At 34.1% G+C, this 15610-nt stretch carries 12 protein-coding genes; 11 read left to right on the forward strand and 1 reads right to left on the reverse strand.

What is annotated here, in order from left to right; genetic code table 11:
- The first annotated feature begins 83 nt into the window (after positions 1–83).
- The 11 genes from HGP29_RS09670 (at position 84) to HGP29_RS09720 (ending at position 15041) form a co-directional block, all read left to right on the forward strand.
- The gene (locus HGP29_RS09670) at positions 84–2921 is read left to right on the forward strand and encodes a DUF7619 domain-containing protein (protein WP_168882194.1); all 2838 of its coding nucleotides are present in this window, start codon (positions 84–86) and stop codon (positions 2919–2921) included.
- Positions 2922–3557: 636 nt separating this feature from the next.
- Positions 3558–4256: a hypothetical protein gene (locus HGP29_RS09675; RefSeq protein WP_168882195.1), complete on the forward strand. Its 699-nt coding sequence runs from the start codon at positions 3558–3560 to the stop codon at positions 4254–4256.
- A 9-nt stretch (positions 4257–4265) separates the two neighbouring features.
- Positions 4266–4850: a MotA/TolQ/ExbB proton channel family protein gene (locus tag HGP29_RS09680; protein WP_168882196.1), complete on the forward strand. Its 585-nt coding sequence runs from the start codon at positions 4266–4268 to the stop codon at positions 4848–4850.
- 12 nt (positions 4851–4862) lie between these two features.
- Entirely contained in the window at positions 4863–5195 is a 333-nt protein-coding gene (locus HGP29_RS09685) for a DUF2149 domain-containing protein (protein WP_168882197.1), read from the forward strand.
- Between the two features lie 63 nt (positions 5196–5258).
- On the forward strand, positions 5259–10037 hold the full coding sequence (locus tag HGP29_RS09690; RefSeq protein WP_168882198.1) for a cobaltochelatase subunit CobN: 4779 nt from the start codon (positions 5259–5261) through the stop codon (positions 10035–10037).
- A gap of 148 nt (positions 10038–10185) precedes the next feature.
- Positions 10186–11580 carry a class II fumarate hydratase gene (gene fumC, locus HGP29_RS09695; protein WP_168882199.1) on the forward strand — a complete coding sequence of 465 codons (1395 nt, stop codon included), beginning with the start codon at positions 10186–10188 and terminating at the stop codon, positions 11578–11580.
- Between the two features lie 10 nt (positions 11581–11590).
- A complete protein-coding gene (locus HGP29_RS09700) occupies positions 11591–11821 on the forward strand; it encodes a DUF2249 domain-containing protein (RefSeq protein ID WP_168882200.1) in 231 nt (76 codons plus the stop codon).
- Between the two features lie 138 nt (positions 11822–11959).
- On the forward strand, positions 11960–12331 hold the full coding sequence (locus tag HGP29_RS09705) for a DUF2200 domain-containing protein (RefSeq protein ID WP_168882201.1): 372 nt from the start codon (positions 11960–11962) through the stop codon (positions 12329–12331).
- 48 nt (positions 12332–12379) lie between these two features.
- On the forward strand, positions 12380–12922 hold the full coding sequence (locus tag HGP29_RS09710; RefSeq protein ID WP_168882202.1) for a GNAT family N-acetyltransferase: 543 nt from the start codon (positions 12380–12382) through the stop codon (positions 12920–12922).
- A 6-nt stretch (positions 12923–12928) separates the two neighbouring features.
- A complete protein-coding gene (locus HGP29_RS09715) occupies positions 12929–13648 on the forward strand; it encodes a GNAT family N-acetyltransferase (protein ID WP_168882203.1) in 720 nt (239 codons plus the stop codon).
- A 151-nt stretch (positions 13649–13799) separates the two neighbouring features.
- On the forward strand, positions 13800–15041 hold the full coding sequence (locus HGP29_RS09720; RefSeq protein WP_168882204.1) for an adenylate/guanylate cyclase domain-containing protein: 1242 nt from the start codon (positions 13800–13802) through the stop codon (positions 15039–15041).
- Between the two features lie 61 nt (positions 15042–15102).
- Here the strand turns inward: HGP29_RS09720 and HGP29_RS09725 are convergent, their stop codons facing one another.
- Positions 15103–15525 (reverse strand): hypothetical protein, encoded by a 423-nt coding sequence (locus HGP29_RS09725; RefSeq protein WP_168882205.1) that lies wholly within the window; start codon positions 15523–15525, stop codon positions 15103–15105.
- Between the last annotated feature and the right edge of the window lie 85 nt (positions 15526–15610).

The following is a 15610-nucleotide window of genomic DNA, read 5'->3' on the forward strand; positions in this document are numbered from 1 at the left end:
TTTAGGACTTAATTTTGTGATCAATCTTTTGATGATAAAACAAACTACTTTTTTCTCTTTCAAACTACTTTATTAAATGACTTATGAAAAAATTATTTACTCTTCTATTCATCATTCAAACTCACTTATTATTTTCTCAGGATATTAATATACCAGATGAAAACTTTTTACACTCTGTCATTGAACAAGGTTATGATATAAATGGTGATAGTATTATTCAAGAAACTGAAGCTTTAGCGGTGACTAAATTAAATCTGTACCAAAAAGGTATTGATGATTTTACAGGACTCACTAGCTTTACAAATTTAACTTGGCTAGATATATCACATAATTATACACACAAGGCCCCTGGTTTTCCTATGGATTTTACCATGATGGAAAATCTAACCTACTTGGATGCTTCTGTCAATAATTTTAATGCTGTGAATGTTGTGGGGCTAACACACTTGGATACACTAGATATCGAACAGCTAAACTTAAATACTTTTGACTTCACAGGTTTAGAAGGCTTAAAGTTTCTAGATATACATTTTAATAATTTCAGTACGATAGATTTATCTATTCTAACTTCCTTAGAATACCTAGCCATTCATTACAATAATCTATCGACACTAGATGCCACCCCTTGTAAAAATTTGAAATGGTTGGCTGCTGGTAGTAATCCATTACTAAGTATTGATGTGACAGGCCTTACGGAATTAGAAACGCTCTACCTCACAAAAGTAGATATCAGTGAACTTGACTTATCTACTCAAACCAACTTGGAACGATTAAGTCTATCTTATACAAACCTTCCAAGTGATTACACTTTTGATGCTTTACCAAGTATAGAATACATTTCAATTTCACACAATGGTTTTGAAAATATTGATGTGAGCCATCTTTCAACATTGGAAGAATTAAGTATGTCATACAATAGTGTGGATAGTTTGAACGTATCAGGACTTGAGAAGCTTGAACGCTTAAGTTGTGCATTTAATGAAATGGATACCTTGGTTTTAGAAGGCTGTATAAGTCTAAATAATATTAGAGCATGGGACAATAATCTAAGAAATTTAGATTTATCTGACCTGAATAACTTACAGTATCTGTCTATTAGTGATAATGAGTTGACGGATATAAATGTATCGAATCTTGATAGTTTACTCTCAATCAATGCTCATGGAAACATGATTAGTGAACTTGATTTATCTAACAATCCATTAATCACATACCTATCGCTTCAAGAAAATGATTTAACAAGTTTAGACATCTCTCACCTTGATAGTTTAACTACGCTATATGTACAGGATAACAATAATATGACCTGCTTATCTCGTTTGCCAGATAAACTTAAAGTTTTAGACATCAACAATACAGATATTCAATGTATTGCTAACTACCCTGAAGCATTGGTTGAATACGCTAATTTATTACCTGGTTTTGGTATCTTAGAACGTTTAACTTTATGTCTTCCTGACAATAATACAAATGATTGTCCTACTAAACCGACAGTTTATGGTAATGTATTTTATGATTACAATAAGAATGGAATCAAAGATGAGGGTGAAAATAATTTTGAAGGATTAGAAATTACTTTTAACCCTGGCGAACAAGTATTCACCACAGATAAAGAAGGTTATTATTATGCCGTATTAAGTGATACTGGTACTTATACAGCAACGATTTCTGCTCCTGAATATTTCGATGTAGTTCCTGAATCATTTGAAGTTAGTACGACTGATTATTCTGATCAAATCATTCAAGATTTACCACTACAAGCCAATAAAGAGTTCAATGATTTACAGGTACGTATACCTTATCATACTAGAGCTAGACCAGGTTTCAATATGATTTATGCTGTCGAAGTACTCAATCATGGTTCACTACAAGCACAAGATATTATCATCGAATTGGATGCTCCAACTTTTGAAATTGCAGATACTTTAAGTGGTTTTGTTGTCAGCAATGATAAGATCTATTATACCATCGATCAATTGAATGTAGGAGAAATAAATAAAGTCTACTTATATGGTAAAACAGCTCTCGATGCATTAGGCGAACAAGTGGAAACTGAGGCAAGTATCAGTGCATTAGATTTTTCAGATGATAATACAGAGAACAATACTGACAAAGTTTCCTTTGAAGTTACGGGATCTTTTGATCCTAATGACAAACAAGCGATTGACTCCATCACCGTTTCTCATATTGAAGATAGAACACCGATAGAATATTTATTGCGCTTCCAAAATACAGGAACAGATACTGCATTTGATGTTCATATCCTCGATACTATATCGAACAAATTAGATTTAGAGACTTTTGAAGTGGTCAGTGCCTCTCATGATTACAATGCGGTATGGTATGCTGACAGTGTGGTTGTATTTGCTTTTGAAAATATACTTCTACCTGATAGCACTAATGATGAACCAAACAGTCATGGATATATCCGCTATCAGTTAACACCTAAAACGACCGTTAGTGAAGGTGATAGTATATTTAATACTGCACAAATTTACTTCGACTTCAATGATCCGGTAATCACGAATACTGTACAGACAATTGTTTATAATACTCCAATAGAAGAAGAAACAGAAGAGGAGTTAGAAGAAGAGGAGACGGAAGAAACAAATGAAGAAGAGACTTCGGAAGAAGATACTGAACCTTCTGACGAAACAACCGAAGAAGTGACGAGTATCGATTTAGATAAAAAGGAAGTACTATTTTACCCTAATCCTGTAAGAGGTGATAAACAAATTCATGTTCGTACTGATGGTTGGGTAAATGTTAGCATTTCTGATTATACAGGTAGAACTGTTTACTCTAAAGAAATGGTTGATCAAACTTTCTATGTCAATCAACTTTCACCAGGTTTCTACATCCTAAGGTATACTACAAATGATAATATCTCCGGAGTTGTTGAATTGATAATTAGTGAATAATTACGTCCAATTTCATAATTAAAAGATGGCTATTTCTTAAAAGGTTTACCTAAAGGAATAGCCTTCTTTTATTTTAATCCTATTATTTCAAGGTATCTTCATATTCTTTGCTATAACTGAAAATAACCCCCTCATTGATCAATCTGATTGAAAAATATGGCTTCAAATCAAGTCATTTTCCTTATTCGATATTATTATTTCCGATTTCGATAACGCCACTCATAATATAAAAACAACATTTGCACTCATTATTTATAAACAGTCTAAATAATTATTTAGACTAGAAGATGAAATATTGAAACTCTTGTTGATGGCTTTCTTCTTATGAATAGACACTATAGAAACATCTACTTATCTCAATAATGGACAAACAAACTAGATCTATCATTTAGAACAATTATTACATCACCAAGACTTCAATAAGTATACTAATTCAATACTTCCATAAGAATCACATAAAGTGATTTTGGTAGAAATTTTTTATTAAAAAAGACAACTGATCAGAAGTAATTTAACTGGTTTTACAATGATTTTGTCTTTACGTATTCACCTTCGATTAAATAATACAGGCTGTGTTGAAAACGAAAGCAATTTCATTTTCTCACAATAAAAAGTATTTCATAATCTCTTTTTATAATGTGGATTTTCATATTCATTTTCTTTGCTATTGCTTCTGCATTTACAGTGCTCAACTTATCGGTAGCAGAATCAAAGAAAGTATTTTTTACCACGATCTCAATTTTGATGATCGTAAATCTTATCTACTATCCTTATAGTGTAGAGGTGACCAACCAAACACTTAGCAATCTATTAGGAAGAAGTGATTTGGTTTCTTTTATCGCATTAGTACAAATTTTTGAGTCCATATTATTAATAGGACTTTTTGTGCTACAGATCAAAGGACACTACAAGAAACGAGCGAAAAAAATCATATCATGGTTTACCATTTTCCCATCCTTTATTTTTCTAATGGGGCTCTTCTTTTTACAAAGTTATTGCTTCATAAATATTGAAGAATATCCATTTCTATTGATCGCGTTCGCTTTTGCTCTCGGTGTAGGTGTCCTACTTTACTTGGCGGTAGCATTTGTGAAATTCATCTTACCGGAATGGGACTTAAGAGCAGAATTAAAGATGCTCACTTCATTACTCCAAATCTTATTGGCGATGTTTTTACCATTAATTGTGAAAGGTGTTCAAGTTCCTTTCTCCAACCTAGTGGTAGAGGTACAACCTATACTTGTAGCAGGAATTACCGTAATAAGCGTCGCATCTATCGGAGTATTCTTATACATGAAAAGAGAAAGAAAATATTATTCAAATAAAAATAAGTAAGAAACAAACATGACTAGTGTAACAAACATTTTGTATTGGATTTCAACTGGGTTACTCATTCCAGTAATCGCAATTCTACTCTTTAGTTTTGTCAAATCACTATTATTATTAGGTGGCTTCTTTGGTATGTTCATTAACAGATTAAAATATACGAAAGAGCAAAAAGAGATGATTGGTAAGCTCAATAAAGACATCTCTTTGTTAGACAGCCTAACCTCATTAAAAGGAAATAAACAATTCTCTATTCACCTAGAAAGAATCGTTGAAGCTGAAGGCGATGAAGTCGTTAGTGAAAAATCATTAGCTGATTTCGAAGTGTATTCAGAAAAAGAATTAAGCTCTTCTAAATCTCTTGGTCGTATTGGTCCTATGATTGGCCTAATGGGTACTTTGATTCCAATGGGGCCTGCCCTAGCTGGTCTAGCTTCTGGTGATATTGCTTCCATGGCTCAAAACATGCAGGTGGCCTTCTCTACAACAGTAGTAGGTATTTTCATAGGGGGTATTGGATATGTAACACAATTGGTAAAGCAAAGATGGTTTGTTGAAGACCTTAACAACCTAGAGTACATCCATAAATTAACGACAAGATAATTCCCTGAAACCATGAGAAAAAGACGATTTTTAACGAATGGTGGTGAGGATGAAGATCCACTATCAGGGATGGCCAACCTCTTTGATATTGCAATGGTATTTGCCTTAGCATTGATGGTCGCACTAGTATCCCGCTTTCAAATGACGGAAATGTTGAGTAGTGAGGATTTTACGATAGTAAAGAATCCTGGAAAAGAGAACATGGAGATCATTCAGAAGAAAGGGAAGAAGATCGAAAAATATAAAAGTGATAAAAAAGCAGGAGCATCTAAAGGACAAGGAAAAAAGATTGGTACTGCATATCAACTGGAAAATGGAGAGATCATTTATATACCAGAAGATTAATATCACGTAGTCAATTAGACTTTTAGTTAACACACAAACTTTATTCTTTTTCAATTAATTATTATGAAAAAATCCTACATCATAGTTGGAGGATTAATCGCTACATTACTTATCATTTTTTATGTAGTGGTCTTAATGCCAACAAAAATTGCTTTAGTCCATTTTAGAGATTCACAAATGGCTGAAGTGGCAAAAGTCAATGATAACTGGTTTATTCAACCAGAACAAATAGATTTAAAAACTGATGATTTTTCGGGGATTACAGATTACCCAGCTATCTATTTATTTCATATTTCTACACTTTCTTCTGAGCAAAAAGCCAACCTACAAAAGGCAATGGAAAACGGAAGCAAGGTACACGTTCTATCCGCAACCAGTAAAGAAAATGATTTAAGTAATATAGCTGGAGACGATCTAGACTACATCATGAAATGTTTTGACAACCATGGTGCAGAAAACGTAAAGAGATGGTTAAATTATTCTCGTAAAGTGTTTGATGATCAATCATTATTTGTAGATGAAATTACAGATCCAATCACTTATGCGAAGGATGTATTTTATAGAATAGGGAATGTTGCCTTTGAAGACCTAGACGATTATTGGAAATATTACAAGGAACAAGGACTTTACAAAGAAGGTAAGCCAAGAGTAGCTATTCTAAATATCAATGCTAACCCTCAAACAATTTTTAGATCTTACCAAGACAGTATCATCCTCAATATGGAAGCTAGAGGTTATAATGTTGCTGCAATCAGTGGAAGATATAAGAAACTGTCCAACCTGAAGAAGTTTCAACCGAATATGGTCATGAGCTTCCCACATGGTCGATTGGATATGAGAAAAGGAGATGATGTGGTAGAATGGTTAAAAGAAAATGATATTCTTTTACTTACACCTCAGCTTGTACACCAAACATATGAAGAGTGGGACAATGACCAACAAGGAATGTCGGGTTCTATTTTTGGGCAAAATGTAGTAGTACCTGAACTCGATGGTGCCATTCAACCTTTTGCTGTTGCTGCAGAATATATGAATAAGCAAGGTTTTCATACTTATAAACCAATCCCTGGTAGAATAAATAAGTTTTGTGAGACTGCAGATAGATGGTTGGCATTAAAAGATAAAGCGAACAAGGATAAGAAAGTAACTATATTCTATTACAAAGGACCTGGTCAGAATGCATTAGTAGGTGGTGGACTTGAAGTAGGTATTTCGATGTTCAATGTACTAACACAGATGAAAGCTCAAGGCTATGACCTTGGCGATCTACCTAAAGACTATGACACTTTTATACAACGAATCTATACTGAAGGACCTATTTTAGGTGAATATGCTCAGGGTACATTCAATAAATTCTTAAAAGAAGGTAACCCTGCATGGATCTCTACAGAAGAGTATGATGCGTGGTGTAAACAAGAACTGGATCCTGAGAGTTATGCAGAAGTAAAAGCCGCTTATGGAGAGGCTCCTGGAGATTATTATACTACTATTAAAGACGGTAAAAAGTATCTTGCTATTCCTAGAGTACAATTTGGTAATGTATCATTATTACCAGTTTTAAGTGCAGCCTTAGGAGTCAATGAATTTAAGGCGATCCATGGTGTTAAGAAGGCACCTCCACATGCCTATATTGCTTCTTACCTATGGCCAAGAATGAAAGAAAAGGTAGATGCTATCATCCACTTTGGTACACATGGTAGTGTTGAATTTACTCCTTGGAAACAGGTATTACTCTCACAGAAGGACTGGCCAGAAGTACTTATCACACCAATTCCTCACTTATACATTTATACCATCGACAACATCGGTGAAGCAATGATGGCGAAGCGTAGAACATATGCTACTATGGTTTCACACCTAACAGAGTCGTATTCTACAGCAGACTTATACGATGAGTTGGATGAGATTTCGAGAGTATTAGGCAACTTCGATGCAGTACCTGACGGTGATGTAAAAGAACTCCTAAGAGATAAAATTAGAGCATTTGCAGATACATTAGATCTTGAAAAAGACCTTGGTATTACCAAAGTAATGGTAAAAGAAATGAGTGATGAGACAGCAGGGTTAATTGAAAACTATGTCAATCACTTAGGGAAAGAAAAAATTACAATGGGATTACACACATTCGGCGTTTCATATTCTGATAAAGAAATTTATGAAACAGTGAAGATGATGTCCGTTGATCCTTTAACCCAAAGTATTAGAGAGCTAGATAAAACTGCAGGTACAAAAGGATTTTACCTTTCTAAATACAACAAAACATCTGGAGTTCGTAAGGAAGGATATGATGATATTGCACTTAGAATGATTACTGATGTATTGGATAAAGGGTATACTACTCAAAAGATCATGACACCAAAAGCTTTTGATACTATTGAGGAGTTAGAGAACGAATATGGTGCTCCAAAAGCATCGGTGATCTCTGATTATTATGGTGGTGCATATGCTAAGAAAAAGAAGAAAGAAGCTCCTTCAAAATCAAAAGAGGAAATGGTTTACAACCCAGTTACTCATAAAATGGTTCCAAAATCTTCATTGAAACCTCAGAAGGTAACAGATGATGCTGCTAAAGGATGGACAATGCATGTTGCTGCATCAAGAAATACGGCCTATGGTATCGATATCATTAAAGATGAAGAGTCATTTGAAGAAATCTCCTCATTGCTAGACCCTGCCACTTTACACAAGTTTTCTAATGCGGGTAAATTAGATGCGAACATTCAAGCTCAAGTAGATATCATTAATAATAAGACCTTTAATAAGTTGGTAAAATACCTACAAAATGAGGAGAAAAGAACAATGATATTAAAATGGTTGGCCGAAGAACAAACGCAAAACAGAATTGCAGGATACCGTTCTAGTATTGATAGTAGAATTATCAAAAAGATCTCTTCTGGTACTTATGTTGATGATTTCTTATCTGCGTATAAGTCTAAAAACTATAAAAATGTTGTTGCGAAATATGACAGAAAGAAAAGTAAAACTGTCAACAGTAACATTCAATATATCTTAGATAAGAAAGCGTCGATTATTGCTGCTGAGACTTCTAATTCAAACTTAACCGCAATTATTGCCATCTTAAAAAGTGAAGGAGCTCAGAAGCAATTGCAAAGCAATATTGCCATTCTAGAAAATAGAATTCTTGAGATTGCTATGGAAGAAAAGCAATTATTAGCTGCTCTTTTAATGATGCAAGAAAGCATTGAAGCTGTTCAAGAGTACAACGAAAACCTTAAAGCTTCTCCAAAAATGGAGATTGGTGCTTTACTCAATGGTTTAAAAGGTGGATACGTTGCTCCTTCTTCTGGTGGAGATCCTATTTCAAATCCATTGGCGACACCAACAGGTAAAAACCTCTACTCTATCAATGAGCAAGTAACGCCAACAAAAGAAGCCTTCGAAATTGGTAGAAATATGGCTGAACAAATCTTACAGAAACATATTTCTAAACATGGTGAATACCCTAAGAAGATTGCTTATTCTCTTTGGGGTGGTGAATTTATCCGTAATCAAGGTCTTAACATTGGACAGATCATGTACATGCTAGGTGTTGAGCCCGTTCGTAACCAAAGAGGACGTGTTTATGATGTCAAGCTGATTCCTATGAGTGAACTTCAACGTCCAAGAATTGATGTTGTGGTACAAACGTCTGGTCAGTTTAGAGATATCGCAGCATCAAGAATTTATCTTATTAATAAAGCTATTAAACTAGCTTCTGAAGCAGAAGATGATGGTGAATATAGAAATTATGTAAAAGAAGGTACGGCTCAAGCTGAAGCTTCAATGAAAGATAAAGGAATGTCTCCTGCGGAAGCGCGTAAGTTTTCTACTGTTAGAGTATTTGGTGGTGTAAACGGCAACTATGGTACAAATATCATGGGCTTGGTGGAACAAGGTGACAAATGGGAAACGGAAGAAGAAATTGCTGAACGATATATTCAAAACATGGGTTCAATGTATGCAGAAGGAAGCTGGTCAGAATTTAGAGAAGGTATGTTCGAAACAATGCTCGAAAATACTGAAGTGGTTGTTCACCCTAGATCTTCTAATGTTACGGGTCCTATTTCATTAGATCATGTGTATGAATTCATGGGAGGTATTACCGCAAGTGTTAGAGTAACAACGGGTAAAGATCCTGATGGTTATTTTAATGATTTCAGAAATAAATACGACCCTACCGTTCAAGGATTGAAAGAAGCTATCTGGTCAGAAACAAGAACACAGCTCTTTAACCCGAAATACATCAAAGCACAAATGGAAGAAGGTGAATCGGCTGCAGAAGTCTTTGCAGAAAACTTTAGAGATACGTATGGTTGGAATGTGATGAAACCTGCCGCTATCGATAAAGAGATCTGGGAAGGATATTATGATATCTATGTTAAGGATAAGAAAAACTTAGGAACAGTAGAGTTCTTCAAAAATAAGAACCCTTATGCTTTACAAGAAATGACGGCAGTGATGCTTGAAACAGTGCGTAAAGGTTATTGGAAACCTTCAGATGCGGTGAAGAAAGACATTGCAAAACTACATGCCGAATTAATTAAAGACAACAAAGCCGGTTGTAGTGGATTTGTTTGTGATAACGCAAAGCTTAGAGAAATGATCAAAGGGTTACTTTCAGATGAACTCAAAGAATCATACTCTCAAGAAATTGCTAATGTAAGAACAGGCGAAACAGCCGACAATAACAGTGAAAGTGTTGTTTTAAAGAAGGAAGAAATAAAAACGCTTTCTGAAATTATTCAAGACAATCAAAAGGCTATTATCAGTTTAGTTATTGCGATTCTACTATTTGGTGGTGCCATCACTTGGGGTATCGTTAAGAGAAGAAGAGAACAATAATCAATAGTTTTTATAAAAGATATAAGAGGGCCAACATAATACATGTTGGCCCTTTTTTTAATTACACACTCTAAAGTATTGGCTAGTAATCCAATTTTACTATATTTGTTTTTATTAAGACTAATTCTAAATTAACTATTCTTATATTATGGATTACAGAATTGAGAAAGACACCATGGGTGAGGTGAATGTACCAGTAGATAAATACTGGGGAGCCCAAACACAACGTTCCATTCAGAATTTCCCCATAGGAGCTCCCGCCTCAATGCCAAAAGAAATAATTCATGCTTTTGGATACTTAAAAAAAGCCGCCGCTATCACTAATGCTGAATTAGGTGTGCTACCAAAAGAGAAAAGTAAATTAATTGAAATGGCTTGTGATGAAGTGATCTCAGGTAAATTAGATAGTCATTTTCCATTAGTTGTTTGGCAAACTGGATCGGGTACTCAGTCTAATATGAACTGTAATGAAGTGGTTGCCAATAGATGTCATACTTTAGAAGGTAAAACACTTGGTGAAGGACAAAGAACGATACATCCAAATGACGATGTAAATAAGTCACAATCATCAAATGATACTTTTCCAACAGCAATGCATATTGCTGCTTACAAAAAAATTGTTGAGAAAACTATTCCTCAGGTAGAAACTCTTAGAGATACATTGGCTGAGAAATCTAAGGCAATGAGTAATGTTGTTAAAATCGGTAGAACACACTGGATGGATGCCACCCCAATTACACTAGGTCAAGAGTTCTCAGGTTATGTTGCTCAATTAAATTATGGATTAAAAAGTTTAAAAGGCTCATTAACTCATTTATCTGAATTAGCCTTAGGTGGAACTGCTGTTGGAACTGGGCTAAATACACCTAAAGGTTATACTGAAAGAGTAGCTCAAGTGATAGCCTCATTAACAGGGTTACCATTTATCACAGCTCCTAATAAATTTGAATCACTTGCAGCACATGATGCCATAGTTGAATCGCATGGAGCCTTAAAACAACTTGCAGTAAGCTTAACAAAAATTGCCAATGACATACGACTCTTAGCTTCTGGTCCTAGATCTGGAATTGGTGAACTTATTATTCCATCCAATGAACCAGGGTCATCAATTATGCCTGGTAAAGTAAACCCCACTCAAGTTGAGGCACTAACAATGGTTTGTGCAAGAGTAATGGGTAATGATACAACGATTTCATTTGCTGGTGCAAATGGTCATTTTGAGCTTAATGTTTATAAACCAGTAATGATTCAAGCCTACTTAGAGTCAGCTACTCTACTAGGAGACGCATGTCAAGCATTTAATGACAACTGTGCAATTGGTATTGAACCAAATATTATCAGAATTAACGAACACCTCAATAATTCACTAATGCTAGTTACTGCACTGAATACTCATATAGGATATGATAATGCTGCAAAAATTGCAAAAAAAGCGCATGCAGAAAATACAACATTAAAAGAAGCCGCACTTGCCCTTCAACTACTAACCGAAGAAGAATTTGAAAAATGGGTAGTACCTGAAAAAATGATTGGGTCATTATAAACCAAATACTATGAACATAACTTTAAGTATACTCGATTTAAGAAAAATTCAAGAAGAACAAAGAATCAAAGTATTGAATAAAGAACTTGATAACCTTACAAAAGAAGATTCACTTTGGTTGATTGATGATCATGAACCTTTTGATATTTATAATCATCTAATCATCAGAGAGCATCATTTCGAAACATTTATCGTTTCGAAAAGTGAATACCGAGTATTTATAAGTCCATGCTATATCTAATAGATCACAAGCCTTGTCTCATTTTTTGGGACAGGGCTTTTTTCAAAATCAATACTTTAATAACGTACTTTGAATGCAAAAGAGAATAAGGTAAATTGGATCATTGAAATAATTATTACCTCTCTAACTTTTTGCCATATGAAAGCAACTCAAGAACAAAATGATCGCATTGCGAAGATGACATTTGCTTCAGTTTATCCTCATTATATCACAAAAGTCGAAAAGAAAGGAAGAAGCATAGAAGAATTACATCAGGTTATTGAATGGCTAACAGGCTTTAATGCTTCCAAAGTGCAAGAGATGGCCGACGCTAACATCACTTTTGAAACTTTCTTTGAACAAGCTCAAATTAACCCTAATGCACACCTAATTACAGGAGTAATTTGTGGTTACAGAGTGGAAGAAATAGAGTTTGAATTAACACAGAAAGCCAGATATTTAGATAAACTGGTTGATGAACTCGCAAAAGGAAAAAAAATGGAGAAAATATTAAGAGAACCTAAGAAGTGATATTAAATTTGACTTACAATAAATAAAACCTAAAATTAAATACTAATTATGAATATCCATTTTGAAACAGATGAACTAATTGTCAGAGACCTTGAACAACAAGATCTTGAAGGTATTTTTCTTTTAGATTCTGACCCTGAAGTGCATGAATTTTTAGGAAAAAGACCAATAAAAACCATCGAAGAAGCCCAGAAAGTTGTAGACTATATTACAGGCCAATACAAAACAAATGGAATAGGACGTTGGGCAGTCATTGATAAAGCCACCAATGATTTTGTAGGTTGGACTGGCCTTAAATATGAAGAAGAGTTAAGAACTGAGTTTAACTATTATGATATCGGTTACAGACTCCGAAAGAAATATTGGGGTAAAGGCATTGCAACTACTACAGCCCTTGCCTCATTAAAATATGGTTTTGAAAAATTGAATTTAGAAGAGATCTGTGGAGCTGCTGAAATTGATCATATTGCCTCCAATACCGTTCTAAAGAAGATTGGGTTAAAGCTTTCAGGTACATTTATGTATGATAATGAGCCACATAATTGGTACAAAATCACAAAAGAGGAATGGATAAATAATCAGAAAAAGTAAGTACAAATGAATCATTTAATCATACAAAACCTCTTTGATCTTTGGGAACATATCGGTGAGATCACAAATACTTTAACAAAGACAGATCAGTACTCATCGGTATTTATGCAGCAATCCGATTGGCCCAAAAGAGTGTTCCGCATTATTGATAAAAAAGAAGTCCTTTTGGATGTAATTGAAAAAACTAAAAGTAATGAACTTCCTGAAGGTCTTACAATTCAATCTCCTAATTCCTTAGAAAACAACGATAGTTTTCAATATATCATGAGTCAGAAAAACATGGCGATTGATACAAAGGAAGTAAAACCAATGGGCGAAAATAATTTTATTAAACAGGTCACTACTAAGGAAGATGCCTATAGTTTTGCAGCAACAGCATCCCAATCATTTGGATATACTGTTGATGGCAAAGTCGTGAATGCTATTTTACAACATTCATCCAATGTCCGATTATTTATCTTTCAAGAAGAGAGTACTACATTAGGGTGCGGAATGGTTTATTTTGACCCTAGAGGTATTGCCGGATTGCACATGATTGGAACCATACCAGAAGGCAGAGGAAAAGGAGTAGGAAAAAGTATTACGGAAAGGTTATTAAAAGAAGCGAAAGCACAAGAAGCAGAACATTGTGTATTGCATGCTTCAAAAATGGGTGAACCTATCTATTCCAAATTAGGTTTTAAGACATTTGGAGAGATTGAGACTTACAGAATAATTAAAGAATAAATGATGTTTGATCATTCAAAATAGTATATTACGTTATGTATTCTTTCTTTTATGAAACAATACATAACGTAATCGATTAACTACTTATACAGTTAAAACAAAATATCAATTACAGCTGTCTTTCGTCCAAAATTAACGATACTTATTAAAGATGAAACACTTAACTCATCTTCAAATCTGGTTCTTTTCCAAACGTCATGTTTTAGCAAAGAATAAACAGTTTTATTATATCACACAAGCTGCCTATTTATTTGGGATGATTGCTCATGCGATGGGAATTCCAATGTTTTATGAGCTTGGTATCCACGAATTGGTCACCTTCAATGCAGTATTTAGTGTGCCCGCATTTTTAATAGCACTGATTCTAAACAGAAGAGGAAAACACAATTTTGCCTTCCTTTGGGCATTCCTGGAATTACTTTTCCATCAGGTCGTCACCACTTATTATTTAAGTTGGGATATTGGTGCTTATTTTTGGTTGATCTATCTCGCTGGTCTCTCCTTTTTTAATTCTCAATGGCAACTTAGGACTCAGATTTCTCTATTGATCACTGTAATTACCGCTTTTATATTGTTGTTTCTTTTTTGTCAGGAAGGTGTCTATTCTATCGACATTAACCTACTTAAAAATTACTATTTGATCAGTGGTGTCACTGTATTTATGGTACTTTCACTGTTGATTTATTACTTCGTTTCTACTACCACAAAAGCAGAATTACTATTAAAACAAGAACAAGAAGTCACTAAAAAAATGCTTCACAAAATTGAAGGATTATTTGGACAACAGGTTTCTAGAGAAATTGCTGCCGAGATGATCGACAGTGAAAAAGAAATAGAAAGTAAACAATATTCAGCAACGATTATGTTTCTTGATATTAGAGATTTCACATTGCTAGCTGATTCAAGACCTCCATCAGAAGTAGCACATATTCAAAACGTGGTTTTTAGTGCCTTAATTGATATTATCAGAGTACATCATGGTAATGTTCTGCAATTATTAGGTGATGGTTTAATGGCTGTTTTTGGTGCTCCAAGAGCAAATACAACACATGCTCAAGATGCCGTTAATGCCTCATTTGATATATTAGATAAGATTAAACATTTATCAGAAATAGGGCATATACCCAAAATCAGAGTAGGAATAGGATTAAATACAGGAGATATAGTTGCGGGTAATCTGGGTAATGATACCAGAAAAAGTTATTCGATCACAGGGAAAAATGTTATTATCGCTGCTCGCATAGAACCATTGAATAAAAAATACAATAGTCAATTATTGATTTCAGAAAGCGTCTATACTGAAATTAATAGTTCAGAGATAGAGACAGAGGAACTTGGCCATATTCCATTAAAAGGCATCGAACTCCCAGTGAATGTTTATAAGTTATCATAGACAATAATTTGAGAGAAATACTAATAACATACAATCGTTTACTTTAAGTAATGATTCTATTTTAGGATTGTACCTTAATCATTGATACACAAAAAAGTCTTTTTGAAATTAAGCCAGGTTTTTGATAAATATTCCCCGACATCTGATATCCGTTTTGTGACAGTAATTCTATTTGTTTGTGTAACTTAAAATCAAAGACTGATTCTAACTGTACAGTCATTCTTGTAAAGTTATTGGTTAAACGAATCACCTTATCTAATTCCTTTTCTCGCTTAAGTTCCTGTTTAGATAATTCATTTTGTAATTTTTTCTCTTCTCTTTGAGGTTTATTTTTTCTCCATTTACTGAACCTAAATATTGGAAAACCTACACCCCATATTATTAATAATATTGCTCCAAGTTCAGCTGATACCTGTCCTCCGATACCTCCTAATAAAAATAGGACACAAACATACAGAAGGATATTTAAGAAAAAGGATTTCATGATTTTATCTATAATTAATAGTTTAAAGAAATAATTTAAGCTGTGAAACCTAAAAGGTTACTTTTAATCTTACTGAAGACACATT

Source organism: Flammeovirga agarivorans (assembly GCF_012641475.1).
Lineage (GTDB): Bacteria > Bacteroidota > Bacteroidia > Cytophagales > Flammeovirgaceae > Flammeovirga > Flammeovirga agarivorans.

Excerpts from the sequence above, each read along its gene's own strand:
- HGP29_RS09670 (WP_168882194.1), top strand. The coding sequence starts at position 84 with ATGAAAAAATTATTTACTCTTCTATTCATCATTCAAACTCACTTATTA.
- HGP29_RS09675 (WP_168882195.1), top strand. The coding sequence starts at position 3,558 with ATGTGGATTTTCATATTCATTTTCTTTGCTATTGCTTCTGCATTTACA.
- HGP29_RS09680 (WP_168882196.1), top strand. The coding sequence starts at position 4,266 with ATGACTAGTGTAACAAACATTTTGTATTGGATTTCAACTGGGTTACTC.
- HGP29_RS09685 (WP_168882197.1), top strand. The coding sequence starts at position 4,863 with ATGAGAAAAAGACGATTTTTAACGAATGGTGGTGAGGATGAAGATCCA.
- HGP29_RS09690 (WP_168882198.1), top strand. The coding sequence starts at position 5,259 with ATGAAAAAATCCTACATCATAGTTGGAGGATTAATCGCTACATTACTT.
- fumC (WP_168882199.1), top strand. The coding sequence starts at position 10,186 with ATGGATTACAGAATTGAGAAAGACACCATGGGTGAGGTGAATGTACCA.
- HGP29_RS09700 (WP_168882200.1), top strand. The coding sequence starts at position 11,591 with ATGAACATAACTTTAAGTATACTCGATTTAAGAAAAATTCAAGAAGAA.
- HGP29_RS09705 (WP_168882201.1), top strand. The coding sequence starts at position 11,960 with ATGAAAGCAACTCAAGAACAAAATGATCGCATTGCGAAGATGACATTT.
- HGP29_RS09710 (WP_168882202.1), top strand. The coding sequence starts at position 12,380 with ATGAATATCCATTTTGAAACAGATGAACTAATTGTCAGAGACCTTGAA.
- HGP29_RS09715 (WP_168882203.1), top strand. The coding sequence starts at position 12,929 with ATGAATCATTTAATCATACAAAACCTCTTTGATCTTTGGGAACATATC.
- HGP29_RS09720 (WP_168882204.1), top strand. The coding sequence starts at position 13,800 with ATGAAACACTTAACTCATCTTCAAATCTGGTTCTTTTCCAAACGTCAT.
- HGP29_RS09725 (WP_168882205.1), bottom strand. The coding sequence starts at position 15,525 with ATGAAATCCTTTTTCTTAAATATCCTTCTGTATGTTTGTGTCCTATTT.